Annotated in this window: 21 protein-coding genes and 1 pseudogene; 12 read left to right on the forward strand and 10 right to left on the reverse strand. The window is 62.1% G+C overall.

All coding sequences use genetic code 11. The features are described from left to right. The first annotated feature begins 21 nt into the window (after nt 1-21). Nucleotides 22-975, forward strand: coding sequence for a Dyp-type peroxidase (locus N2A98_RS10610; protein WP_153475401.1), 954 nt, complete (start codon nt 22-24; stop codon nt 973-975). 106 nt (nt 976-1,081) lie between these two features. Here the strand turns inward: N2A98_RS10610 and N2A98_RS10615 are convergent, their stop codons facing one another. Next, nucleotides 1,082-1,954, reverse strand: coding sequence for an undecaprenyl-diphosphate phosphatase (locus N2A98_RS10615; protein ID WP_044272323.1), 873 nt, complete (start codon nt 1,952-1,954; stop codon nt 1,082-1,084). Nucleotides 1,955-2,002: 48 nt separating this feature from the next. On the opposite strand from N2A98_RS10615, the gene N2A98_RS10620 reads away from it, so the two are divergent. Next, nucleotides 2,003-2,641, forward strand: coding sequence for a GNAT family N-acetyltransferase (locus tag N2A98_RS10620; protein ID WP_069559022.1), 639 nt, complete (start codon nt 2,003-2,005; stop codon nt 2,639-2,641). 697 nt (nt 2,642-3,338) lie between these two features. On the opposite strand, the gene N2A98_RS10625 is transcribed toward N2A98_RS10620, so the two are convergent. After that, nucleotides 3,339-4,277 carry a GlxA family transcriptional regulator gene (locus tag N2A98_RS10625; RefSeq protein ID WP_044272318.1) on the reverse strand — a complete coding sequence of 313 codons (939 nt, stop codon included), beginning with the start codon at nt 4,275-4,277 and terminating at the stop codon, nt 3,339-3,341. 173 nt (nt 4,278-4,450) lie between these two features. Here N2A98_RS10625 and N2A98_RS10630 point away from each other — a divergent pair, with 173 nt between their 5' ends. The 3 genes from N2A98_RS10630 (at nt 4,451) to N2A98_RS10640 (ending at nt 6,960) form a co-directional block, all read left to right on the forward strand. Then, nucleotides 4,451-5,080, forward strand: coding sequence for a TetR/AcrR family transcriptional regulator (locus tag N2A98_RS10630; RefSeq protein ID WP_044272315.1), 630 nt, complete (start codon nt 4,451-4,453; stop codon nt 5,078-5,080). Continuing rightward, nucleotides 5,077-5,754 (forward strand): type 1 glutamine amidotransferase domain-containing protein, encoded by a 678-nt coding sequence (locus N2A98_RS10635; RefSeq protein WP_044272312.1) that lies wholly within the window; start codon nt 5,077-5,079, stop codon nt 5,752-5,754. The genes N2A98_RS10630 and N2A98_RS10635 overlap by 4 nt, the downstream gene beginning before the upstream one ends. Before the next feature lie 78 nt (nt 5,755-5,832). Then, nucleotides 5,833-6,960: an alkene reductase gene (locus tag N2A98_RS10640; protein ID WP_275623386.1), complete on the forward strand. Its 1,128-nt coding sequence runs from the start codon at nt 5,833-5,835 to the stop codon at nt 6,958-6,960. A 124-nt stretch (nt 6,961-7,084) separates the two neighbouring features. On the opposite strand, the gene N2A98_RS10645 is transcribed toward N2A98_RS10640, so the two are convergent. Next, entirely contained in the window at nt 7,085-8,083 is a 999-nt protein-coding gene (locus N2A98_RS10645; RefSeq protein ID WP_275623387.1) for an NAD(P)H-quinone oxidoreductase, read from the reverse strand. Nucleotides 8,084-8,266: 183 nt separating this feature from the next. Here N2A98_RS10645 and N2A98_RS10650 point away from each other — a divergent pair, with 183 nt between their 5' ends. Next, nucleotides 8,267-8,653: a DoxX family protein gene (locus tag N2A98_RS10650; RefSeq protein ID WP_047710623.1), complete on the forward strand. Its 387-nt coding sequence runs from the start codon at nt 8,267-8,269 to the stop codon at nt 8,651-8,653. Nucleotides 8,654-8,802: 149 nt separating this feature from the next. Here N2A98_RS10650 and N2A98_RS10655 read toward each other — a convergent pair whose 3' ends face one another. The 4 genes from N2A98_RS10655 to N2A98_RS10670 form a co-directional block, all read right to left on the reverse strand. Then, nucleotides 8,803-9,621, reverse strand: coding sequence for an alpha/beta hydrolase (locus tag N2A98_RS10655; RefSeq protein WP_275623388.1), 819 nt, complete (start codon nt 9,619-9,621; stop codon nt 8,803-8,805). Nucleotides 9,622-9,714: 93 nt separating this feature from the next. Further along, nucleotides 9,715-11,106 carry an alginate export family protein gene (locus N2A98_RS10660; protein WP_275623389.1) on the reverse strand — a complete coding sequence of 464 codons (1,392 nt, stop codon included), beginning with the start codon at nt 11,104-11,106 and terminating at the stop codon, nt 9,715-9,717. Next, nucleotides 11,103-11,999: a glyoxalase gene (locus N2A98_RS10665; protein WP_275623390.1), complete on the reverse strand. Its 897-nt coding sequence runs from the start codon at nt 11,997-11,999 to the stop codon at nt 11,103-11,105. The genes N2A98_RS10660 and N2A98_RS10665 overlap by 4 nt, the downstream gene beginning before the upstream one ends. 835 nt (nt 12,000-12,834) lie before the next feature. Beyond that, a complete protein-coding gene (locus N2A98_RS10670) occupies nt 12,835-13,407 on the reverse strand; it encodes a LuxR C-terminal-related transcriptional regulator (RefSeq protein ID WP_003190613.1) in 573 nt (190 codons plus the stop codon). Between the two features lie 130 nt (nt 13,408-13,537). Between N2A98_RS10670 and N2A98_RS10675 the strand changes: the two genes are divergently transcribed. From N2A98_RS10675 to N2A98_RS10700, 6 genes are all read left to right on the forward strand, one after another. Continuing rightward, nucleotides 13,538-14,716, forward strand: coding sequence for an acetyl-CoA acetyltransferase (locus N2A98_RS10675; protein ID WP_275623391.1), 1,179 nt, complete (start codon nt 13,538-13,540; stop codon nt 14,714-14,716). A 3-nt stretch (nt 14,717-14,719) separates the two neighbouring features. After that, nucleotides 14,720-16,249 (forward strand): AMP-binding protein, encoded by a 1,530-nt coding sequence (locus tag N2A98_RS10680; protein ID WP_275623392.1) that lies wholly within the window; start codon nt 14,720-14,722, stop codon nt 16,247-16,249. Nucleotides 16,250-16,282: 33 nt separating this feature from the next. Next, entirely contained in the window at nt 16,283-17,602 is a 1,320-nt protein-coding gene (locus tag N2A98_RS10685; protein WP_078467662.1) for an MFS transporter, read from the forward strand. A 151-nt stretch (nt 17,603-17,753) separates the two neighbouring features. Further along, complete coding sequence (locus N2A98_RS10690) at nt 17,754-18,308, forward strand: histidine phosphatase family protein (protein ID WP_044268391.1); 555 nt, start codon at nt 17,754-17,756, stop codon at nt 18,306-18,308. Nucleotides 18,309-18,353: 45 nt separating this feature from the next. Next, complete coding sequence (gene cobF, locus N2A98_RS10695) at nt 18,354-19,109, forward strand: precorrin-6A synthase (deacetylating) (protein WP_044268387.1); 756 nt, start codon at nt 18,354-18,356, stop codon at nt 19,107-19,109. A 10-nt stretch (nt 19,110-19,119) separates the two neighbouring features. After that, the gene (locus N2A98_RS10700) at nt 19,120-19,836 is read left to right on the forward strand and encodes a dienelactone hydrolase family protein (RefSeq protein ID WP_044268384.1); all 717 of its coding nucleotides are present in this window, start codon (nt 19,120-19,122) and stop codon (nt 19,834-19,836) included. A 560-nt stretch (nt 19,837-20,396) separates the two neighbouring features. On the opposite strand, the gene N2A98_RS10705 is transcribed toward N2A98_RS10700, so the two are convergent. From N2A98_RS10705 to N2A98_RS27175, 3 genes and pseudogenes are all read right to left on the reverse strand, one after another. Next, nucleotides 20,397-20,951, reverse strand: coding sequence for a hypothetical protein (locus N2A98_RS10705; RefSeq protein ID WP_014718107.1), 555 nt, complete (start codon nt 20,949-20,951; stop codon nt 20,397-20,399). Nucleotides 20,952-21,023: 72 nt separating this feature from the next. Then, entirely contained in the window at nt 21,024-22,835 is a 1,812-nt protein-coding gene (locus tag N2A98_RS10710) for a monovalent cation:proton antiporter-2 (CPA2) family protein (protein WP_275623603.1), read from the reverse strand. Nucleotides 22,836-22,861: 26 nt separating this feature from the next. Beyond that, nucleotides 22,862-22,951, reverse strand: a pseudogene (locus tag N2A98_RS27175) (outer membrane lipoprotein carrier protein LolA); the annotation flags it as partial. Nucleotides 22,952-22,993: the final 42 nt, after the last annotated feature.

Below are 22,993 nucleotides of genomic sequence, written 5' to 3' on the forward strand. Positions count from 1 at the left end.
CTTAGCCAGTGGATCGCCTTCATGAAAACCTGCCCCGTCCGCCCCCCGCTCGAACCGCAATCGGTGTGCCATCCAATCACCAGCAGCGCGATCTTCATGGTCGCCACCCTGGCGCCCGATGCGGTTGAAAACGTGCGGGCCTGGTGCGCCGACATCGCAGGCCTGGTGCGCTCAGTAGGCAAGCGCGTGCCCTCGGGCAACCTGACCTGCGTTTGCGGGTTTGGCTCGGATGCCTGGGACCGCCTGTTCGGCGCGCCGCGCCCGGCGGCCTTGCATCCGTTTCGCGAGTTTGGTGTGCAAGGGCGCAAGGCGGTGTCGACCCCAGGCGACATCCTGCTGCATATCCGTGCCGAGCAGATGGACCTGTGTTTCGAGCTGGCGACCCAACTGATGACGGCCCTGGGTGATAGCGTGCAAGTGGTGGATGAGGTCCACGGCTTTCGGTACTTCGATATGCGCAGCATCATCGGTTTCGTCGACGGCACCGAGAACCCGGTGGGGCGCAAGGCCGAGGCCTTCACCCTGGTGGGCGATGAAGACCCTGAGTTCGAAGGTGGCAGCTATGTGCTGGTGCAGAAATACCTGCACAACATGACCGCGTGGAATGGCTTGACGGTGGAGGCTCAAGAGAAGGTGATCGGGCGCACCAAATTGTCGGACATCGAACTGGACGAAGACGCCAAGCCGAGCAATTCCCACAGCGCGCTGACCGTCATCACCGACGAGAGCGGTGAGGAAGTGAAGATCCTGCGCGACAACATGCCCTTTGGCCGCCCAGGCGCGGGCGAATTCGGCACTTATTTCATCGGCTACGCACGCTCGCCTCAGCCCCTGGAACAGATGCTGGAAAACATGTTCGTCGGCCGCCCGGCCGGCAATTACGACCGCTTGCTCGACTTCAGCACGGCCGTGACCGGCGGCCTGTTCTTCGTACCCTCGGCCGACTTGCTCGAAGCGCTGGCCGACCGCCAATAACCTGTAGGAGCGAGCTTGCTCGCGAAAAACGTCAACGATAACGCGGGCTTTCTGGATGAGCGCGGCGCCTGGGCGTTTTTCGCGAGCGAGCTCGCTCCTACAAGGGTCAGGTAAGCAGGCCGGTGCTGACGGCCACGATCAAAAACACCCCCAGCAGCGCGCGGTAGATCACGAACGGCCAGGTGGAGAAACGCTCCAGGAACTTCATCAGGCCCCAGATGGCAAAGAACGCCGAGACGCTGGCCACCACCAACCCGAACATCAAGTGCGGCCAGGCGTGGGCGGGCAGATCGGCGCGCAGCAGCACCCACAGCTCTTTCAAACCGGCCAGGGCGATGGCCGGCAAACCCAGCAGGAAGGAAAACCGCGCCGCTTCTTCGCGTTTGAAATTCAGGAACAGCGCCGCGGTCAACGTGGAGCCTGAACGCGATACGCCGGGAATCAACGCGCCGATTTGCGCAACCCCCACGATCAGCGCATCGCGCAATCGCATCTGGCTTACGTCGCGGGTATGGCGGGCGCGTACTTCAGCCAGGGCCAGCAAAACCGCCATCACCACGCAGGAAATGCCGATCACCATCAGCCCGCGCAACGGTGAGTTGCAAGCATTCAAGGTCGACGACAACGCCAGCCCGGCAATGCCAATCGGAACAGTTGCCAGCACAATCGCCACGGCCAGCTTGAACCAGCGGTCATTGTAGTCGCCCCGGCGCACCGCACTGATGCTGCCGGTGGTGACCTGACGCACATCGCGCCAGAAATAGCTGACCACCGCCGCCAACGCCGCCAGTTGCATGGCCGCAGAAAACGCCGAGCCGGGGTCTTGCCAGCCGAGCAGGGCGGGCACCACGCGCATATGGGCGGTGGACGACACCGGCAGCAATTCAGTAATGCCCTGGATCACGCCCAGGATGAAGATCTGCAGGTAATCCAGGGAGGCAAAGCCCACATCCAGGCCGGCGGTACAGACGTTGGTCAAAATACGTGTCCTTGAGCAATAGGGAGAAACCGGCGAAGTTTATTCTAAATGTTTCAGGATTTCGGCCAAGGCAACTGCTATTTGCAATCGGTTCAGCCAATAGAAAGGATTCGCCAGGCCATTGGCGTGGGCAGCACTTTTGTGAACAATGGCGCCCTGCGTTTTTCCACCGAGAGCCCCATGCCTGAAACCACCGTCGAATTGATCCAGACCGGCCCCGAAGAAGCTGAACTGATCCGCAATCTTTACCAGTACTACGCCTACGAGTCTTCGGACTGGGAACAGGAAGATGTCGAGGCCGATGGGCGTTTCTACATCCACGACGAACACCTGGCCCGCTACTGGAGCGACCCGCAATGGAGCGCCAACCTGCTGCTGGTAGACGGCTACATCGCCGGTTTCCTGTTGATCGAAGGCAGCGAACTACCGGGCATCGACGCCCTGGAACTGGCCGACCTGTTCATCCTCAAGCGCTACCGCCGCAAGGGCATCGGCCGCGCCATCGCCAGCCAGGTGCTGTGCAGCGGCGAGCGCAATTGGTTGGTGCGTTTCTATGATCAGGACGAAGTGTCCCAGGCATTCTGGCGCACCGTGCTGGACAACCTGCCGCGCCCGGTGCAGAGCATTGAACTGGACGATGAACCGCAGTGGGTGAACTACCTGATAACCCGGGCTTCGTTGCATTGACGGGCGGGGCTTTCTCCATCTAAACAACGCTGCAGCGATCAACCGTAACCACGATGCGAAGCGAGCCGCTCTTGATCTGCTCTTGATCTGCTCTTGATCTTGATCTCAAGCGCCCCGTTAAACCACGCTGGCCGAACGCAGGCTTAAATTCGTGGGTAACCCGGCAGGACGCCGGGTTAGCCGCCCCGCGCCATGGATGGCGCGTGGCGGCGGCCCACGGATTCAAGCCTGTGTTCGGGCACACCGAGCCTAGGCGAGGTGCCGAGTGGTGGGGCAAGAGCCCTTTTGGTTACTTTTGGGGCTCTTTTCCAAAAGTGACCCGCTGTCAGAGCGGAACCCTAAGTGGCCGTTACCGCAGCAATGGATATGTACCCAATTCAACTGCGTCGCCTGCCAGGCCGCCTTCGCGAGCAAGCCCGCTCCCACAATTGGATTGCGGGGTGTCAGGTAGATAGGCGTTGGCTGGCAGGCCGCCTTCGCGAGCAAGCCCGCTCCCACATTTGGATTGCGGGGTGTCAGGTAGATAGGCGTTGGCTGGTAGGCCGCCTTCGCGAGCAAGCCCGCTCCCACATTTGGATTGCGGGGTGTCAGGTAGATAGGCGTTGGCTGGCAGGCCGCCATCGCAGGCAAGCCTGCTCCCACAGTTGGATCATGGCACTTCAGGTAAATAGGCACCGGCTGTCAGGCCGTCACTGGCCTAACCCGGGTTGAACAGCACCTGCTGCATCGCCTGAGGCGGCTGCCCGAACGCCCTGAGAAACGCCTGGCGCATGCGCTCGCGATCACCAAACCCGGTTTCGCGCGCCACCACCTCCACCGGGTGCCGGCTGGTTTCCATCATCGCCCGCGCAGCTTCCACCCGCAGGGCTTCGATAGCTTTGGCCGGGGTCTGCCCGGTTTCTTCGCGAAACACCCGGCTGAACTGGCGCGGGCTTAACCGGGCAACGTCGGCCAGGGCCTCCACGGATAAATCCTGAGTGAGATTCTCGCGAGCGTAAGCCAGGGCCAGCTGCACGCGGTCGGACTTGGGGTCCAGCTCCAACAAGGCCGACAATTGCGACTGCTCGCTGCCACGACGCTGGGCAATCACCAGCTTGCGCGCAATACGCCGGGCCAGGTCGCTGCCCAGATCGTCCTCCACCATCGCCAGCGCCAGGTCGACCCCGGCGCTCATGCCCGCACCGGTCCACACCTGGCCGTCGACAATGAACAACTTGTCTTCTTCCAGGCGGATATCCGGGTAACGCTTGCGAAACGCGGGTGCGTGGATCCAGTGAGTGGTGGTGCGCTTGCCAGCCAGCAGCCCAGCCTCGGCCAGCACAAAAATGCCCATGCATAACGACGCCACCCGGCGCGACTGCGCGGACGCGGCCTTGACCAGCTCCAGCAGGTTGGCTTCCGGCAGGCGAAACTCCAGGTAGCCACTGACAATCAACGTGTCATAGCCCTCCGGCCGCAGCGCGCTGGTGTTCACCGAAAAGCCCTGGGAGGTCATCACCGCGCCACCGCTTTCCGACACCAGGTGAAACTCATAGGCCGGCTCGCCGCGCAGCAGGTTGGCACACTCGAACACCGAGCCCAGGCTGAGGCTCAACGACTGGAAATTCGGGTAAACCATCAGCGCAACGCTGTGCATTGCATCTCTCCAAGGGGCGGGGGAGAGGCGATTGTCGGCGTGTGCCCGGCAAACGGCAACCGACTTTGGTGCATGTCCGAAATCCTTGCGGATATGACATTGTGAGCCAATGCCGCGCTGCCTAACATGAGCCCAACGCACTAGACGACTGGTCTAATCGCAGAGGGGCAAGCATGAGCAACGCAAGCAGCAGTGCGCGGCAAGCGATTCTGGAACGGGCGCAATCCATTGTCGGCGCCAAGGGGTTTTCGGCGGTGGGCTTGAACGAAATCCTGCAAGCCGCGCAAGTACCCAAGGGCTCGTTTTATCACTACTTCAACTCCAAAGACGCCTTTGGCGTGGTGTTACTCGATACCTATTTCGACCAGTACGTCGAGGGCATGCAGCAGCTGTTAGATCAGCCGGGCTCAACCCACCACGCCAAGCTGATGCGCTATTGGCAAGGCTGGATCGACAACCACACCGGCTGCACCGACGCCGGCAAATGCCTGGCCGTGAAGCTTGGGGCTGAGGTCTCCGACCTGTCAGAACCCATGCGGCTGGCGCTGCAACGCGGCACTTCGCGCACCATCGATTTGCTTGCCGTGGCCCTGCAACGCGGCGTCGAAGACGGCTCGCTCAGGTTCGCGCAGGCCCCCGAAAGCCTGGCCAGGCGCTTGTATGCGCTATGGTTGGGAACCAGCGTCATGGGCAAGATCACCCGTACCACCGCGCCGTTCGCTGAGGCGCTGCTGCTGACCCAACAGCTGTTGGGCGGCCCTGAAAACCCTGTTATTCACATCGATCGAGGCACTGGAAAATGAAAGTATTAATGGTACTGACCTCTCACGACCAGCTTGGCGATACCGGGCGCAAGACCGGCTTCTGGCTCGAAGAATTCGCCGCACCTTATTACGCGTTCAAGGACGCTGGCGCCGAGGTGGTGTTGGCTTCCCCGGCCGGCGGCCAGCCGCCGCTGGACCCTAAAAGCGATGAACCGGATGCGCAAACCGAGCAGACCGAGCGCTTCGCCAAAGACTCGGCTGCGCAGCAAGCCTTGGCCACCACCGTGAAGCTGGACTCGGTCAACGCCGCCGACTTCGACACGGTGTTCTACCCAGGCGGCCACGGTCCGCTGTGGGACCTGGCGGAGTCGCCGGTGTCCATCGCCCTGATCGAAGCCTTCGAGCGGGCCGGCAAGCCCATCGGCTTTGTGTGCCATGCACCGGGTGCCTTGCGTCACGTCAAGGCGGTTAACGGTGAGCCATTGATCAAGGGCCGCCGCGTCACCGGGTTCTCCAACTCGGAAGAGGCCGCCGTGCAGTTGACTGAAGTCGTGCCGTTTCTGATTGAAGATGAATTCAAAAAACTGGGCGGCCAGTATGAGAAGGGCGCTGACTGGCAATCCTTCGTCCTCGTCGATGGCTTGCTGGTGACTGGGCAAAACCCAGGCAGCTCCAGCGAAGTGGCCAAGGCCCTGCTGACACTCTGCGCTTAAGTTAATCAACCGATCTACACGGTGGCGACTCCCAGGAGTCGCCACGGTTTTCGTTCGTCCTGAATTTGGAATATCGCCGTGCCTGACTGCATCCTGAACACCCCGATCAAGCTGGGGCATCACCGCTTGAACAACCGCGTCGTACTGCCGCCCCTGACCCGCCAGCGCAGCGCCCAGCCGGGTAATATCGCCACCGACCTGATGGCCGAGTATTACCGTCAGCGGGCCAGTGCCGGGTTCATGGTCAGCGAGGGTACGCAGATCGAACCCCGGGGCCAGGGCTACGCGTGGACGCCGGGCATTCATACACCGGCGCAAATCCAGGGTTGGCGCAAAGTCACCGCAGCGGTGCATGCCGAGGGTGGGGTGATCTTTGCCCAGCTATGGCACGTGGGGCGGGTGTCCCATAACGCGCTGCAACCTGACGGTGGTGCGCCGGTGGGGCCGTCTGCGCTGGCTGCGGTGCAAGCCAAAGCCTTCATTGAGACCGGGCCGGGAGTGGGTGAACTGGTACAGCCCCCCGTACCCCGTGCCTTGACCACGCTGGAAATCGAAGAGCTGGTGGGGCACTACGCCCAGGCTGCACGCAATGCCCTGGACGCCGGGTTCGACGGTGTGGAAATCCACGCGGCCAACGGCTACCTGGTCAACCAGTTCATCTCGGCCAGTTCCAACACTCGTGAAGATGAGTACGGCGGCTCGCTGGACAATCGCCTGCGCTTGCTGCGCGAGATCGTCGAAGCGGTGTGCAAGGTGGTGGGGCCGGAGCGCTTGGGCGTGCGCTTTTCGCCGCTGTTCAGTGGTACCGACCAGGACCGGGTCTACATCGGCCTGGTGGAGGAAGACCCGCACCATACCTATATCGAAGCGATCAAAGTGCTGGAAGCGTCGGGCATCGCCTACGTGTCCATTGCCGAAGCCGATTGGGACAATGCGCCCGACCTGCCCGAAACATTCCGCCAGGCCGTACGCCGCACCTTCAGCGGCAGGATCATCTATGCCGGCCGCTACACCGCCGAGCGCGGTGCACGCTTGGTAGAGGCCGGGTTGGCAGACTTGATTGCCTTCGGGCGGCCCTTCATCGCCAACCCGGACTTGCCCCAGCGGCTGTTCAATGGCTGGCCATTGAATGCGTTGAAGGCCGAAGGCTTGTATGGCGGGACAGAGGCGGGGTATGTGGATTATCCGGTGTATGCCCAACACTAGTGTGGGAGCGGGCTTGCTCGCGAAGGCGTCGGCTCAGCAAACATTTATATTGACTGACTCACCGCTTTCGCGAGCAAGCCCGCTCCCACAGGGATCTGCAACCCCTCTGCACATCAAAAATGCCTCACTCCACCCGCAACACAATCTTGCCGATATGGTCCCCACCTTCCATCCTCGCATGGGCCTGGGCGGCGTCGGTGTAGGCGTAGACCTGGTCGATAATCGGCAGGCAGCGCCCGGCACTGAGTACCGGCCACACATGTTCGCGCAGTTGCTGGGCAATCTCGGCCTTTTCTTCCCGCGTGCGGGCCCGCAGCAGCGAGCCGGTGATCACCGCTCGTTTGCCGAGGATGGTCAGCAGGTCGACGTCGTTGGCCTTGCCACCACCGAGGAAGCCGAGGATCACCAGGTGGCCGTCCATGCCCAGGGCCTTGAGGTTATTGTTGAGGTACGAGGCGCCCATGATGTCGAGGATCACGTTGACGCCTTTGCCATCGGTCTGTTTGGCGATGACCTCGGCAAAGTCCTGTTCGCGGTAGTTGATCGGCTCGGCGCCGAGCTTGGCAATCGCTGCGCATTTGTCGGCGCTGCCCGCCGTGGCGAATGCCTGGATGCCGAACTCCTGGCAAAGCATCAACGCGGTGGTGCCGATGCCGCTGGTGCCGCCGTGGATCAAGGCGCGCTGGCCTTTGCGGGCACCGCCGAGACCGAACAGGTTGGCCCAGACCGTAAAGAACGTTTCCGGCACGGCAGCGGCCTGAATCCAGTCCATGCCTGCGGGGATCGGCAGCGCCTGGCTGGCCGGCACCGCGCAATACTGCGCATAGCCGCCGCCATTGGTCAGGGCGCAGACCTTGTCGCCCAGGCTGTACTCGGTGACGCCATCACCCAGCGCCACCACTTCACCGGCCACTTCCAGGCCTGGGATCGGGCTCATGCCGGGCTTCATCGGGTATTTGCCCGCGCGTTGCAAGGCGTCTGGGCGGTTGACCCCGGCGGCGTGCACGCGAATCAGAATCTCGCCTGGCCCGGCCACCGGTACCTCGGCGCTGCGCGGCTGCAAGACCTCGGGCCCGCCAGGGGTGGTGATTTCGATCAGGGTCATTTCTTGGGGGAGCGTCATGGAAAAGTTCCTGTAGCGATGAGCGTATGGGTTGGGACCGTAGCGCGGAGTCGGCAGTTCAGCAAGATCATGCCGGGTTCTTCGGGCAATGCAAACGCAGGATTTCAGCACAAGCCTGCAAGTGCGGCGACGCGGTGTTGGACACACTGACTGTCGGTCATTTTCGACGCAAACAGGTGGCATATGAACCAAGCAAGAAATCAGGACATCGGGCTGTTGTTTCTGCGGGCCAGTGGGGCATTGTTCCTGCTGTGGGTGCATGGGTTGCCCAAGTTGCTGCACTACAGCGAACAACTGAAGCTGATCGAAGACCCGTTTCACCTGGGCGCGTCTATCACCTTGCTGCTAGCGATTTTCGCCGAGGTGCTGTGCCCGTTGCTGATCATCGCGGGCGTGCTGGTGCGCCTGGCGTGTCTGCCGATCCTGGCGGTGCTGGTGATTGCGTTGCTGGTGGTGCACCCGGAATGGACGCTGTTCGAAGGGCAGTTCGGTTGGCTGCTGCTGATCATCTTCACCAGCGTGCTGATCGCAGGGCCGGGGCGGCTGGTGTTGAGCCAGCGCTTTGCCTGAAAAAAAAGGCCGGGCTCGCCCGGCCTTTTGCCTTCTGTAGGAGCGAGCTTGCTCGTGAAAAACTCATAGGCGCCGCGTTCATTCAGCAAGCACGCGTTATCGTTGACGTTCTTCGCGAGCAAGCTCGCTCCTACAAGTGCATCGTGGTATCAGCGGTTCAGGAACGCCAACAGGTCTTCATTGAGCTGTTGAGCGTGGGTCACGGCAAACCCGTGAGGCGCATCCTTGTACACCTTCAGTTGCGCGCCCTTGATCATTTCAGCAGCCACCTTGCCGGTGGTTTCGAACGGCACGATTTGGTCGCCGTCGCCATGGATCACCAGGGTCGGCACGTCGATTTTGGCCATGTCCGGGCGGAAGTCGGTTTGCGAGAACGCGGTGACGCAATCCACGGTGGATTTGAGCGACGCGAGCATGGCGATCTGCAGGGTCTGGCTGAGCACGCCCTCTGAAACGTGCTGGCCTTTATTGAGACCGAAGAACGGCGTGTTGAAGTCGCTGATGAACTGCGCACGATCCTTCAACAGGCCGGCCTTGATGCCATCGAACACCTCGCCAGGCACGCCTTGGGGGTAATCGGCTTGCTGGCCGAAGATCGGCGTGACCGCGCCCAGCAACACCAGGCCGGCGACGCGGGCACTGCCGTGGCGGGCGATGTAGCGCGCCACGTCGCCGCCACCCATGGAGAAGCCCACCAGGGTCACGTCCTGCAGGTCCAGGTGTTCGATCAACTGGGCGATATCGTCAGCGAAGGTGTCGTAGTCGTTACCGGTCCATGGCTGGTCCGAGCGGCCAAAGCCACGACGGTCGAACGCAATGGTGCGAAAGCCACGGCTGCTCAGGTATTCCATCTGGTATTCCCACATGTCCGCATCCAGCGGCCAGCCATGGCTGAACAGCACGGGCTTACCGCTGCCCCAGTCCTTGAAGTAGATCTGTGTACCGTCTTTGGCAACGAATGTGCTCATCTGAAACTCCTTGCAGGGCTGAAAAAGGGCGGTGAAAAAACCGTATCACTATTGCCGTAAACCGGGGCCCAGGCTTGTATGGGTGTGCTTGTCTCACCAACTGAACTTGAGCTCCATGCCCAGGTAATTGCTGTCGTGCCCACCGGCATCACGCAGGGTCTGGCCGACCGCGTAGTGCACCGCCTCGACCGCACCGCTGAGGTTGGGCGTAAAGGCGTAGTCGGTGCGCAGTTGCCCGTAGGCGCCGGTCCAGCGCTCACCTTGGCCCGCCGTGCCCGCCACGGCCAGGTTGGGCTGGGTGTAGACGGCGTCTGCGGTGGTCTGCCGCCACAGCAGGCCGACAGCGGTTTGCACGCTGAGCTTGGCGATGGGCTTGACGGTAATCGACGGCTTGACGTGGATCAGGTTGCTGTAGCCGGTATAACCCGCCAGGGAAAAGTAATAGCCATTGGGGAACAGCGGGTTGAAGGTGCCGACGCGGCCGTCATGGGCCTTGCGGTCACCGGAGGCGATATCCAGTTGCAGGCCGATACGCGGCTTCCAGGCCAGCGTGTCAAAGGTGTAGCCGGTGCGGCTGCCACCGGCCCAGGCGCGAATCGTCTTGCTGCCCACCGAGCCGCGTTGCAGCATGGCTTCGACATCCCAGTCGAACCCCTGGGCTGCGCCACCGAGGCGGGCGTCCAATAACTGTCGGGTCTCTTCGCCGTCGGCATCCAGGTAATGGGCGGCGCTGCGCTCGTACACGCCGTAATAGGCCGACAGCTCATTGGTGCCGCCCACCAGCCGCTCGACCCGCAGCATGTGGAAGCGCGCATCGCTGTTGGACTTGTCGTCGAAATGCCGGCCATCCTGGTACTGCACCGGTTGGCTGGCGATCCCGATAAAACGCCATTGCGGCGTTTCCCAGTCCGCCCACAACGCATCGAAGGACTGCCGCACATTCGGGCCGTCCCGTGACGAGATGAAACGCTGCAAGTCGAAGGCGAAATCCTGGCGGCCAGCCCGAGCCTTGAAGGTGCCGGCGTTGAAGGTCTTCACGTATTCGGCAAAGGCCAGGCGCAGGTCGACGCGGTTCTGGTCGGCACCGCCAATCGTAGTCTTGTCATAGGCCCGCACGTCTTCCAACTGGGTGAACAGCCGCCAGTGTTCGTTCAGGTGCAAGTCGGCGTGCACCTGAAAACGCTGGATCAGGTAGCGGTCACGCGGTACATCGCGCACGCCGAACCCGCTGGCGTCGTTCATCTCGAAGCGTTCACGCAAGGTTGCGCCCAACGACAGGTAGGTGAACGGGTTGGCCGCGGACAACGGGATGTACTTGAGGTTGTCCAGCGGTTGCGTGCGCAAGGCCGGGTCCTTGAGCACCGACCAGTCTTCCTGCCAACGGTTGGCCTTGATCGCCGGGCGAACCGGCTGGTCGTCGGCCTGCACGCTGCCAGCAAGCAACGGCCACAACACAGCCAGGCTCCAGCCTGCGTGACGCATCATTTTGCCGCGCTGAGTTGGTGGATTTCTGCGACATAACCGCCTGGGAACTCCACCAACGCACTGCGCCGACCTTTGCTGTCGAACGCCGGCACCAGCACTGTGGCGCCAGAGCCAGTGGCCTTGCCCAGGGTGGCGGCCAGGTCGGTGACCTGATAACCGGTGGTGTCGTGGCCGAACGGGTAGGGCAGTTGGCCGTTGGTGACCAGCACCGCCATGCGCCCGAACGGCGATTCGATATCAACCCGGCGGTAGTGGCCGCCGGCCTGGCCGACATCAACCCCTGGGGCGTGCTTGTCGTCGCTCAACACCTTGCCGTGGGAGAAACCCAGGAACGCCTTGATAAACCGCTCGGCGCTGTCGTTGGACACATACACACGGTTTTCCGGCACGGTCTCGAAGGCGGCGTAATCCGGGGTCTTGGTGTGCCAGTACAGCTGCATGTTCACGCCGCCTGGCCATTGCACCACGGCGTCACGGCCGATGGGGTCGGGGAAATCGCTGACGATCACGTCGGCGCCATTTTCCCGCGCGGCCTTGAGGGCCACGTCCATGTCCTTGACCAGATAGCCGTTGCGTTCCTGGCCGAAGGGGTGGGGGACGGGGGTGGTAAAGCCGAACAACGACACGGTGCCCGCCGGGGTCTGGAGCAATTGCGAGGTGGTGCTGCTCGGCACCGGCAGCACGTTGACCACGACCTGGGGCGTGCTTTTGCCGCCGAAGGTGGCGAGGAAACTCTGGGCAAAACGGTCCACGTCGGCCGGTGCCACATACACATGGCTGGTGTCGTACTGCGGTGCCACGGCCACGCTTGGGGTGGCGGCGAACGCGCTGTTCATCATCGCACTTGCCAGCAGCGTCAATGCCAGCGATACCTTGGTTGCTGTGTTACCCATGCCCGTTCTCCAGCGCTTCTGAGGGTTTGAAAGCGGTGAGGTTAGGGGGGGCAGGGTGGTGGGGGATTGTATGGACGTGCTCGGTTGAACGTTTCAGCTACGCGGCCCAGGTAGCTGACGCCGATCTAGCTGGCACCCCCGAGATCAACCTGTGGGAGCTGGCTTGCCTGCGATGACGTCCTGACAGTCGACACCTATCTACCTGACACCCCCACGATCAAATTGTGGGAGCGGGCTTGCTCGCGAAGGCGGCCTGACAGGCGACACGGTTGGATTATGTACATATCCATTGCTGCGGTAACGGCCACTTAGGGTTCCGCCCTGACGGCGGCTCACTTTTGAAAAGCGCAAAAGTAAGCAAAACGCTCTTGCCCCACCACTCGGCACCTCGCTTAGGCTCGGTGTGCCCTCACTCCGGCTTGAATCCGTGGGCCGCCGTCATGGGCCATCCTTGGCCCAGGACGGCTAACCCGGCGTCCTGCCGGGTTACCCACGAATTCAAGCCTGCGTTCGGCCAGCGTGGTTTAACGGGGCGCCTAAGATCAAAAGCAGATCAAGATCAAGAGCGGCTCGCTTCGCATCGTGGTTACTGTGGAGTGTGCAACCTGCAAGTTGTGCATCTACTGCACTACCGCTTTCGCAGGAAAGCCATAATGCCAGTCAGTTAAGGCTTTTTTGTAGGAGCGAGCTTGCTCGCGAAAAACTTACAGGCGCCGCGTTCATTCAGCAAACACGCGTTATTGTTGACGTTTTTCGCGAGCAAGCTCGCTCCTACAGAAATTGGGGATGCCCACATATTTGGATCGCGGCGCATCAGTTAAATAGCCGTTGTCTGTCACGCCACCATGATGATCTTCGACACCAATTCCACCACCGTCTTGGCCTGGAGTTTCTTCATCAGCCGCGCCCGATGCACCTCAACGGTGCGGTGGGAGATTGCCAGGCGCAGGGCGATTTCCTTGGATTTGAAGCCGTTGACGATGTGCATGGCGATTTCCCGCTCACGGGGCGTGAGGTCGCCGGTGCCCTGGTGCATGCGGTCCAGGCGTTCGAAGTGCCAGATCATCAGTTTGAACGGGTCTTTGGGCGTGAGGGTGTAGCCGTGGGACTTGGCCCAGAACACTTCGCCGTTGTGGTGCTGCATGAAGCGTTCATCGGAATAAAAGCCGTTGTCGCTGTCGAGCAGCCAATCATGGCTGCGCTTGCCGATGGCGTGGTAGTCGGCCTGGGACGGGTAGATCAGCAGGGTCAGTTGGTTAACCAGTGCGTCGCGCGTATAGCCGAACAGCTTCAGGAAAGCGTCGTTGCAGTCGAGTATCACACGGTCGCTGGTGACGATCTGCGGGGCAGGGGACAGCTTGAACGCCAGGCGTTCGAGGTCGGGGAATTGCTGGGCTAGCGCGGTCATGGGGCATCCTGCCTCGTTGTTCAATGCCCTGGGGCGCTACTTACCCGTGTAAGTAGTTACACGAATTGGCGCACGATCAGGGGTGGGTCATTGTAAGTAAAGTCCGAATCAAGAACAGAAGAAATTGATTATGCCTGCTGATTGCGTCTCCATTGTTGCCGCTGGTCACTCCCGCTTTGGTCGCCTGGAAGGCACGACGCTGGAAGACCTGATCGTCCAGGTGACCCGGGAAGCCCTGCGCGACGCCGAGATTGACGCGTCGCAAATCGATGCGTTGTTCCTCGGCCATTTCAACTCGGGGCTGGTGCCCGACGGGTTTGCCGCCTCATTGCTATTGCAAGCCGACCCCGGTCTGCGCTTCAAACCCGCCACCCGCTGTGAAAACGCCTGTGCGTCCGGCTCGGCGGCGATTCAGGCGGGGGTCAATGCGATCCTCTCCGGCAGTGCTGAGCTGGTGCTGGTGGTGGGCGCCGAGAAGATGACCCACACCAGCACCGCCGCAGTCACCCAAGCCTTGGCCGGGGCCGGTTACCAGAACGACGCGGCCGAAGCCGGCCTGAGTTTCCCGCAGTTGTTCGGCCGCGCTGCGCGCCAATACGCTGAGCGTTACCACTGCCCGCTGGGCTCGATGGCGGCCATCGCCACCAAAAACCACTCCAACGCCATGGCCAACCCGCTGGCGCAGATGCAGCGGGAGATGAATTTCGAGCACTGCAATAACGTGTCCCAAAGCAACCCGTTCGTGGCCGACTCCCTGCGCCTGACCGATTGCTCGCTGATCAGCGACGGCGCCGCTGCGATTATCCTTGCCTCGCCCAAACGTGCGCGGGCGTTTCGTCGCGAGGTGCAAATCCGCGCGATGACTCAGGTCAACGACACCTTGCCCATCGCCCAGCGCGACATCCTGGCCTTTGAAGGGCCGCAACGCGCGATCCATGCAGCGCTGCGCGGGGCGAATGTGACCCTGGCTGACCTGAGTTTCGCCGAGGTACACGACTGCTTCACCATTGCCGAGCTGCTGATCTACGAAGCCATGGGCCTGGCGCCCAAGGGCGAAGGGCATCGCGTGCTCGACAGCGGCGTGGTGCGCGCCGGCGGGCGCTTGCCGGTGAACCTTTCCGGCGGGCTCAAGGCCAAGGGGCATCCCGTTGGCGCCACGGGGGTGTCCATGCATGCCCTGGCGTTCCGGCAGTTGACCGGCGAGCCCATTGGCCTGGCGGTGCCCAACCCGGAGTTCGGCCTGGTGTTCAACATGGGCGGCATGGCGGTGGCCAACTACGCCTCGGTCCTGCAGGCACGCCGGAGCTGAGCCATGAACATTGCCAACTGGCTGCACGACACCCAGCGCCGGGCCCCGCAACGCCCGGCTTTGTTCGACGGCAGCGTGCTAGTGGCCGACTACGCCACCTTCGCCGCCCACGTTCGCCAACGCGCCGCGCAGTTGGTGGAACAGCATGGCCTGGTGCCGGGGGACGCCGTGGCGCTGCTGATGAAAAACAGCTGCGACTACCTGGAACTGCTCTACGCCATCTGGTGGATGGGCGGGGTGGCGGTGCCGATCAACGCCAAGCTGCACCCCAGCGAAGCGGCGTGGATTGCCGATAATGCCGAGGCGCGGTTGATCTTTACCGACGGCGGCCAAGTGTTTTCATCGCGGGATTTGCCCGCGCGTTGCACCGAACTGGACGGCCACCCGCTGCCGCCCAGCCATGGTTGGCCGACCCTGGAACAGCCAGTGCCCCGTCAGGATCACGACCTCGCCTGGCTGTTCTACACCTCGGGCACCACCGGGCGCTCCAAGGGCGTGATGCTGTCCCACGGCAACCTGATCGCCATGTCGCTGTGCTACGCCACGGATGTCGACGCGGTGAGTGCCGACGATGCGGCGCTGTATGCCGCGCCCATGTCCCACGGCGCCGGCCTGTACAACTTCATCCATGTGCGCTGCGGCGCCCGCCATGTGGTGCCGGCTTCCCATGGCTTCGATGCTGCCGAGCTGTTCGGGCTGGCAGAGCAGATGGGCGATGTGTCGCTGTTTGCCGCGCCGACCATGGTCAAGCGCATGGTGGAGCAGGCGCGGCGCCAGGATTATCACGGCGCTGGCATCAAGACCATTGTCTATGGCGGCGGGCCCATGTACCTGGCTGACCTGCGCGAAGCGGTCGACACCTTCGGCCCGCGCCTGGTGCAGATCTACGGCCAGGGCGAGAGCCCGATGACCATCAGCGTCTTGCCCCGCGCCTTGATCGCCGAGCGCCAGCGTCCCGACTGGGCTGCCCTGGCCGCCTCGGTGGGCCATGCGCAAGCCTGTGTGGAGATTCGCATCCTCGATGCCGAGCACCAGCCACTGCCCACCGGCCAGCGCGGTGAAATCGCGGTGCGTGGCGCCACGGTGATGCAAGGCTACTGGCGCAACCCCCAGGCCACGCGCCAGACGCTGGTGGACGGTTGGCTGCTGACCGGCGATATCGGCTACCTCGACCCGGCCGGCTACCTGACCCTCACGGACCGCTCCAAGGACGTGATCATCAGTGGCGGCAGCAACGTGTACCCCCGTGAAGTCGAGGAAGTGCTTGCACAGCATCCCGAAGTGTTTGAGGTGTGCGTGGTGGGCGAGCCGGACGCGCAATGGGGTGAGTCGGTGGTGGCCTTCGTGGTGACCCGCAGCGGCCAGCCGCTGGACGAAGGCGAACTCACCGCATGGTTCCTGGCGCGCATGGCCTCGTTCAAAAAACCGAAAAAATATGTGTGGCGCAGCGACTTGCCCAAGAACAGCTACGGCAAGATTCTCAAGACCGACTTGCGGCATTGGCTGCAAACCGCGAGTATCGCCGCGCTTTAACATGGATCGATAATCAGACAAGGAGTCCTAACGATGGGCAATCCCGCACAAGACACCGTCCGCAAGCGCCGCCGTGCGTTTCTCGGTGCCACCTCCGGCCACTTGATCGAGTGGTACGACTACGGCGTGTATGGCTTTCTCGCGGTCTATATCGGCCAGGCGTTCTTCGTCTCCGATGACCCCACCACCAGCCTGTTGGCCAGCTTTGCCGCGTTTGCGCTGAGCTTCTTTATCCGCCCCTTGGGTGGGCTGTTCTTCGGCCCGCTGGCAGACAAGATCGGCCGGCGCAAAACCCTGATCATGGCGCTGGTGATGATGACCGGCTCCACGGTGATGCTGGGCCTGTTGCCGACCTACGCCAGCCTGGGCATCGCCGCACCCGTCCTGTTGATCCTGGTGCGCTGCGTGCAGGGCTTCTCGGCGGGCGGCGAAATCGGCACCGTCACCAGCTTCATCTCCGAATACGCCGGCCCCGGTCGCCGCGGTTTTGCCACCTGCTGGCTGATGGTCACCGCCGTGCTCGGCTTGCTGCTCGGTGGCGCTGTGGCCAACGGCATGACCTGGGTACTGGGCGCCGAGGTCATGCAGGAATGGGCCTGGCGCGTACCGTTCCTGATCGCCGCGCCCCTGGGCTTTATCTCCATGTATATTCGCCTCAAGCTCGAAGACAGCCCCGAGTTCCTCGCCCTGCAACGCGCCGGGCAAACCTCCCGCGCGCCGCTGCGCGAGGTCTGGCAGTGGAAGCGTGCAATTGCCCTGGTGTTCTTTATCATCACCTTGCACAGCTCGATCTTCTACCTGGTGCTGACCTTCGCCTCGACCTACATGGCCAAGATCCTTAAGTTCGACAGCGGCACCACCTTGCTGTACGTGTTCGTCGCCAGTTTCTCGGCGGCTTTTGTGATGCCGTTTGGCGGGGCCTTTACCGATAAATACGGGCGCAAGCCGTTCCTGATGGTGATCGGCACACTGGCGACCCTGGCGATGTTCTGGCTGTTCAAATCCGCCCCGACCGCCACCCCGGCGACCTTCTTCGCGCCGTTGATGGCGGTGGCGATTTTGTTCGGGCTGTATGCGTCCTCGACCTATGCGCTGATGAGTGAACTGCTGCCCACGCGCATCCGTTCTACCGGGATTGCGGTAGCCTATAACGTGCCGGTGGCGGTGTTTGGCGGCAGTGCGCCGTTGATTTCCACCTGGTTGATCAAGGTGACGGGAGACATTACCTCGCCGTGGTATTTCTACGTGGCGACCGGGGTGGTGTCGTTGCTGGCGTTGGTGGTGTTGCGCAAGGAAGATTTTGTCGCCAGCGGTCACTCGACAGTCGTGCCCGCCAATACTGCGTTGGCCTGATTCACGAACACCCTGTGGAACGGAACTTGCCCCAACTCCCTGTAGGAGCGAGCTTGCTCGCGAAAAACTCAAAGGCGCCGCGTTTACTCAGGCAACACGCGTTATCGTTGACGTTCTTCGCGAGCAAGCTCGCTCCTACAAGAGAATCGCCATGCCGGCCACCCGCTTGACCCTGATCTGCCACGCCCTCACGCCCCTGCAAAAGCAGGGACGTTTCTCTGATGACGAATCCGTCACGATAGACTGGCAGAGCGCGGCCCTGTCCCTGGCCGGACGCTACAAACAACAGGCACGCCTGCTGTGCGGCCCCGAAGCCAGAGCCCGCCAGAGCGCTGGTTTGTTCGGCGATAACGCTCAGGTCGATCCCGCCTTACGCGACCTTGATGTTGGCGCATGGAAAGGCCAGGCCATCGGCCAACTCGACAGCGAAACCTTGAACACCTGGGCCACCGACAGCACCAGCGCAGCCCACGGCGGCGAGTCGGTGGATCAGTTGTGCATGCGGGTCGGCCAATGGCTCAAATCTCTTGAAACCCACCCCGGCCATGTTATCGCTGTGACCCACCCGTTCGTCATCCGTGCGGCGATGCTGTCCGCGATGCAGTTGCCTGTCTCGATGTTCTACCGGATCGACGTCGAGCCATTGTCCGCCACCGAGCTACGCTTCAACGGCGTGTGGCGCTTGCGCCTGGAAACTTCCGCCTGATTCCCGGAACATGGCAAAATCGACGCCCCGCACTGAGAGCACCCCATGAAACGCATCCTGATCATCGGCATTGGCGCCGGCAACCCTGACTACATCACGATGCAGGCCGTGAAGGCGCTGAACCGTACCGACGTGTTCTTCCTGATGGACAAGGGCCAGAGCAAGGACAAGCTGATCGACCTGCGCCGGGAAATCTGCGACACCTACATCACCCAACCCGGCTACCGTTTTGTCGAGGCCGACTGCCCGGAGCGTGTGCGCGGTGAAATCGACTACACCACCGCCGTGCAAGACCTCAACCGCGATAAGCAGCACACCTTCGAGCGCATGATCAACGAAGAAATGGCCGACGGCGAAGTGGGCGCGTTTCTGGCCTGGGGTGACCCGGCGCTGTACGACAGCACCATTCGCATCTTGCAGGCGATTCTTGCCAGTGGCCGTTGTGTCTTCGAGTTTGAAGTGATCCCCGGCATCACCAGCGTGCAGGCCCTGGCGGCGCAGCATAAGGTGCCGCTCAACCGCATCGGCAAGTCCATCGAAATCACCACCGGGCGCCGGTTGGCAGCGGGGCAGGCGAGTGATGCCGATACTCTGGTGGTGATGCTCGACGCCGAAGATTCCTACCGCAGCGTGGCGGATCAGGACCTGGATATTTACTGGGGCGCTTACCTGGGTACGCCGGACGAGATCCTGATCAGCGGCAAAGTGGCGCAGGTGGCAGAAGAGATCGAACGGGTACGCAAGGCGGCGCGCCTGGAAAACGGCTGGATCATGGACACCTATTTGTTGCGCAAACCCTGAGGTAAACCCGATGCTCAAACAGCTTGCCTTCGCCTTGGCCCTGGTGGCCGGCGCCGCTCATGCCGATAGCGGCTTGCACACCGACTTGCCGTTGTCCTACCTGGAACAAACCCAGGGCGATGCGCGTAACCAGCCGCTGGTGATCTTCCTGCATGGTTTTGGCAGTAACGAGGAAGATTTGTTTGGCATCAAGGACGCGTTGCCGTCTACCTGGACCTACCTGTCGGTGCGTGCGCCGCTGCCGGTGGAGCCGCAGGGTTATCGCTGGTTCACCAAGACCGATGAGCCTGAGTACAACGGCGAGACCGATGAACTGTTCAGCAGCGCCCGGCTGATCAAGGACTTTGTGCTCAAGGCCACCGCCAAGTACCACACCCAAAGTGATCGGGTGTTCCTGGTGGGGTTCAGCCAGGGCGCGATCATGTCTTACGAGGTGGCCTTGCGTGAACCCGAGTTGGTACGCGGTATCGCTGCGCTCAGTGGCAGCGTGCTACCAGTGCTCAGGTCTGCGCTGAAACCGGATGCGGCGATGGGCAAGCTGGCGATCTTTATTGGCCATGGCACTTTGGATCAGGCGTTGCCCTTTGACTCTGCCAAACGGGCGAACGAGGTGCTGGCGGGGTTGGGGCTCAAGCCGGAGTTTCATCGATACCTGGGGATGAATCACACCATCAGCGCGGCGGAAATCCAGGACTTGAAAGCGTGGCTGGAGAAAAGCCTGAAGTGAAATGCGGTTAAAAATGTGGGAGCTGGGTTGCCTGCGATGGCGGCCTCCCAGCCTACGGCTATCTACCTGACACCCCGCTGTCAAACTTGTGGGAGCGGGCTTGCTCGCGAAGGCGGCCTGACAGGCGACACAGTTGGATTGTGTACATATCCATTGCTGCGGTAACGGCCGCTTAGGGTTCCGCTCTGACAGCGGGTCACTTTTGGAAAAGAGCCCCAAAAGTAACCAAAAGGGCTCTTGCCCCACCACTCGGCACCTCGCTTGGGCTCGGTGTGCCCGTAATCCGCCAGTGATTTGGGGGGCCGCCGCCACGCGCCATCCATGGCGCGGGGCGGCTAAACCGGCATCCCTGCCGGTTTACCCCCCCAAATCCCTGTCGAATTCCGGCCAGCGTGGTTTAACGGGGCGCCTAAGATCAAAAGCAGATCAAGATCAAGAGCGGCTCGCTTCGCATCGTGGTTACCGGTGGCTGCGGCGGACTGCACAGTTGTGTAGATACCTATGGCCATCGCAGGCAAGCCCGCTCCCACATGGGTTTTGTGTTGGCGGGAGGAGGTGGGTTACTTGCCGCCTGTAATCTGCTTCACCAACTGTGCATGCCCCTTCACATCATCCGCCCGGGAAATCGCCTGGATCACCAGCAAATGGTTGCCCGACCCCCCCAGGAATGTGGAGTTCAAGGTCTTGCCACCACCTTGGGTAGCGCTGCTGTCCACTTGGCGCAGGCCCAGGCCCTTGTAGGTGAGTTTCTTCTCGCCCAGTTTCTTGAAGTCGGGCAGGGCAGCGCTCTGGTCCTTGACGAAATCGGCCACGGCGCCGTCGAGGAACTGCGGGTCGTTATCCTGGATCGTTGCCCCATCGTTGCGCACGGTTTCGGCGACGATCACCACACTTTTCGTCGTTGAGTTGGCGTACAGGGTGCCTTGGGTGTCGGCGGTGCCGTCTTGCGCTGTGCCGGAGGGCAGGGTGTCGGCGCTGTAGGCCTTGGGCAGTTTGAAGGTGAACTTGCCACCCAAGGTGGAGATGGTCTGGGTGGTGGGCTTGGCAGCAGCGAACACGCTGCCGGCGGTGAGCGCGAGGGCCAGCAGCATTGCGGTCTTGGTGAACGTGGCCATGAAGCACTCCGGGGATGAACGAAATTGCGGCGTATTCTGTCAGAAAATTCGCAATCTCGTTCATCGGTCCCGTCACGCTTTGTCGGAAGATTCTTCCTCAAGCCTGTCCATTTCAAACAAGCGCGCCAGTTCCGCACGGGCTTCCTGGGCGGTTTGCATGACCTTGGCCGCGTCGTCGTACACCGCGTGTTGGGCGGCGAGTACCTGCTGGTCGTGGGTCTTGAAGCGGTTGATGCGCGCATCGGCCTGGGCCTGGCTCAAACCAAGGCCCACCAGGGTACGGCGGCTCATTTCCAGGCTGGAGTAGAAGGTTTCGCGCACCGGTGAAGCGTCCAGGTCCACCAAGCGGTGTACGTGCTGGCGGTTGCGCGCACGGGCGATGATCTTCATGTGCGGGTAGAGGTTGCGCACCAACTCGGCGGTCTTGATGTTGATCTCCGGGTCGTCCATGGCGATGACGAAGAATTCCGCTTGATCGACTTTGGCCGCGTGGAGGATTTCCGGGCGTTGGGGGTCGCCGTAGAACACCGGCATGCCGCCAAAACTGCGGGTCAGCTCGATGGTTTCCACCGAGGTATCGAGGGCGATAAACGAGATGTTCTGGGCGCGCAGGATACGCGCCACGATCTGGCCCATCCGGCCCATGCCGGCGATGACCACGCGGGGCGCATCGCTTTCGATGGCGCGGTATTCCTCGGGTACTTCCACCGGCTTGACCTTGGGCTTGAACAGCTTCGGGCACACCAGCAACAGCAGCGGGGTCACGGCCATGGACAGGGTGATAGTCAGCACCAGCACGTCGTACAGCTGCGGTTCGAACAGGCCCTGGTCGCGGCCGATCTTGAACACCACGAAGGCAAATTCACCCCCCGCCGCCAGCACCACGCCCAGGCGTAAAGCGCTTTCGCGATTGAGGTCGCCCACCATCCGCCCAACGGCGTACAGCAGTGGCAGCTTCAAGCCGATCAGCAGCAGGGTCAGGCCGATCACCACCAGCGGCGTGCTGAGCAGCAAACTGAGGTTGGCGCCCATGCCCACGCTGATGAAAAACAGGCCCAGCAGCAAGCCTTTGAACGGCTCGATCTGGGATTCCAGTTCGTGGCGGTATTCCGAGTCTGCCAGCAGCAGGCCGGCGAGGAACGTGCCCAGCGCCATGGACACGCCCACCAATTCCATCAGCCAGGCGGTGCCGATCACCACCAGCAGCGCGGTGGCGGTGGACACTTCGCGCAGGCCGGTCTTGGCCACGATGCGAAACACCGGGCGCAACAGGTAGCGCCCGCCGATGATCACCACGGCGATGCTGCCCAGGATCTGCAACACGTGTTGCACGCCCTGAGCCTCGGTGGTCGGGTGATCGCTGCCGGCCAGCAACGGCACCATCGCAATCAGCGGGATGGCGGCAATGTCCTGGAACAGCAGGATGGCAAAGGCCAGGCGCCCGTGGGGTTGGTTGAGCTCCTTGCGTTCGGCCAGGCTTTGCAGGCCAAACGCCGTGGAGGACAACGCCAGGCCCAGGCCCAGCACGATGGCGCTGTTCCACGACTGGCCAAACAGCCACAGCGCGACCGCACCCATCACCACGCCGGTGAGCAGGACCTGGGCCAGGCCGACGCCGAACACTGCCTTGCGCATCACCCATAAGCGTTTGGGTGACAGCTCCAGGCCGATGATGAACAGCAACAGCACCACGCCCAGTTCAGAAAACTGCGCCACGCTTTGCGGGTTGCCGATCAGGCCAAGTACCGACGGGCCGATGATCACACCGGCGAACAGATAGCCCAGCACCGCGCCCAATTGCAGGCGCTTGGCCAGGGGCACGGTCAGCACGGCGGCGAACAGGAACACCACGGCTGCTTGTAACAGGTTGCCTTCATGGGGCATCACGAACTCCAGCATTTGCATCGATCAACGGTAGGAGCGAGCTTGCTCGCGAAAAACGCAAGGGCACCGCGCTGTGTCTGGTTTGTCGCGTCATCGTTGAGGATTTTCGCGAGCAAGCTCGCTCCTACGGTGGGGGAGGATAGGGCGCTATTAGAGCG

The sequence above is a fragment of the Pseudomonas sp. FJ2-5-13 genome (genome assembly GCF_029201605.1).
GTDB lineage: Bacteria > Pseudomonadota > Gammaproteobacteria > Pseudomonadales > Pseudomonadaceae > Aquipseudomonas > Aquipseudomonas lactis.

What these genes read in the sequence shown, in the direction of transcription:
- N2A98_RS10635 (WP_044272312.1), top strand. Translation starts at nt 5,077, where the DNA reads ATGAAAGTATTAATGGTACTGACCTCTCACGACCAGCTTGGCGATACC.
- N2A98_RS10660 (WP_275623389.1), bottom strand. Translation starts at nt 11,106, where the DNA reads ATGATGCGTCACGCAGGCTGGAGCCTGGCTGTGTTGTGGCCGTTGCTT.
- N2A98_RS10705 (WP_014718107.1), bottom strand. Translation starts at nt 20,951, where the DNA reads ATGGCCACGTTCACCAAGACCGCAATGCTGCTGGCCCTCGCGCTCACC.
- N2A98_RS10690 (WP_044268391.1), top strand. Translation starts at nt 17,754, where the DNA reads ATGCCGGCCACCCGCTTGACCCTGATCTGCCACGCCCTCACGCCCCTG.
- N2A98_RS10680 (WP_275623392.1), top strand. Translation starts at nt 14,720, where the DNA reads ATGAACATTGCCAACTGGCTGCACGACACCCAGCGCCGGGCCCCGCAA.
- N2A98_RS10675 (WP_275623391.1), top strand. Translation starts at nt 13,538, where the DNA reads ATGCCTGCTGATTGCGTCTCCATTGTTGCCGCTGGTCACTCCCGCTTT.
- N2A98_RS10645 (WP_275623387.1), bottom strand. Translation starts at nt 8,083, where the DNA reads ATGACGCTCCCCCAAGAAATGACCCTGATCGAAATCACCACCCCTGGC.
- N2A98_RS10630 (WP_044272315.1), top strand. Translation starts at nt 4,451, where the DNA reads ATGAGCAACGCAAGCAGCAGTGCGCGGCAAGCGATTCTGGAACGGGCG.
- N2A98_RS10700 (WP_044268384.1), top strand. Translation starts at nt 19,120, where the DNA reads ATGCTCAAACAGCTTGCCTTCGCCTTGGCCCTGGTGGCCGGCGCCGCT.
- N2A98_RS10670 (WP_003190613.1), bottom strand. Translation starts at nt 13,407, where the DNA reads ATGACCGCGCTAGCCCAGCAATTCCCCGACCTCGAACGCCTGGCGTTC.
- N2A98_RS10685 (WP_078467662.1), top strand. Translation starts at nt 16,283, where the DNA reads ATGGGCAATCCCGCACAAGACACCGTCCGCAAGCGCCGCCGTGCGTTT.
- N2A98_RS10610 (WP_153475401.1), top strand. Translation starts at nt 22, where the DNA reads ATGAAAACCTGCCCCGTCCGCCCCCCGCTCGAACCGCAATCGGTGTGC.
- N2A98_RS10710 (WP_275623603.1), bottom strand. Translation starts at nt 22,835, where the DNA reads ATGCCCCATGAAGGCAACCTGTTACAAGCAGCCGTGGTGTTCCTGTTC.
- N2A98_RS10665 (WP_275623390.1), bottom strand. Translation starts at nt 11,999, where the DNA reads ATGGGTAACACAGCAACCAAGGTATCGCTGGCATTGACGCTGCTGGCA.
- N2A98_RS10655 (WP_275623388.1), bottom strand. Translation starts at nt 9,621, where the DNA reads ATGAGCACATTCGTTGCCAAAGACGGTACACAGATCTACTTCAAGGAC.
- N2A98_RS10625 (WP_044272318.1), bottom strand. Translation starts at nt 4,277, where the DNA reads ATGCACAGCGTTGCGCTGATGGTTTACCCGAATTTCCAGTCGTTGAGC.
- N2A98_RS10620 (WP_069559022.1), top strand. Translation starts at nt 2,003, where the DNA reads ATGTTTCAGGATTTCGGCCAAGGCAACTGCTATTTGCAATCGGTTCAG.
- N2A98_RS10650 (WP_047710623.1), top strand. Translation starts at nt 8,267, where the DNA reads ATGAACCAAGCAAGAAATCAGGACATCGGGCTGTTGTTTCTGCGGGCC.
- cobF (WP_044268387.1), top strand. Translation starts at nt 18,354, where the DNA reads ATGAAACGCATCCTGATCATCGGCATTGGCGCCGGCAACCCTGACTAC.